Origin of the sequence: Chryseobacterium sp. SIMBA_038 (genome assembly GCF_046535115.1) — a bacterium.
GTDB lineage: Bacteria > Bacteroidota > Bacteroidia > Flavobacteriales > Weeksellaceae > Chryseobacterium.
The window spans coordinates 1-335 of sequence record NZ_JAWRXH010000068.1 but is presented as its reverse complement, the minus strand read 5'-3'; the positions used below and the strand labels follow the sequence as shown (position 1 = coordinate 335).

Here is a 335-nt window from a genome sequence, read left to right as displayed (position 1 = left end):
CTGACCATTCCCAACCAGTCTTCGGTTGCGAAGGCATTCCTGGAATTCGACGACGCGGGCAGGATGAAACCGTCCGCCTACTTCGATCGGGTCGTGGATGTCATGGAGGAACTGGTCAAATTCACCTTGCTGACCCGTGACATCGGTGCCTTTCTGGTGGATCGCTATAGCGAACGTAAGGAAAGCGCAGAGGAGCTTGCGCGGCGGGTGAATCAATCGAATATCTGAAGAGATCGGCGAGGGATTCGTCGCAGTAACAGGGCCACACATAGACGCTCGCGAGCACCAACGCGGCCCACGAGCGAAAGTGGGAAACATTCAGCGCGTGGTGAGGC

General features: G+C 57.0%; 1 pseudogene. It reads left to right on the top strand.

Annotated features, from left to right (window positions below):
• Positions 1–228: pseudogene (locus SB689_RS22755) on the top strand (arsenical resistance protein ArsH); the annotation flags it as partial.
• Positions 229–335 lie beyond the last annotated feature (107 nt).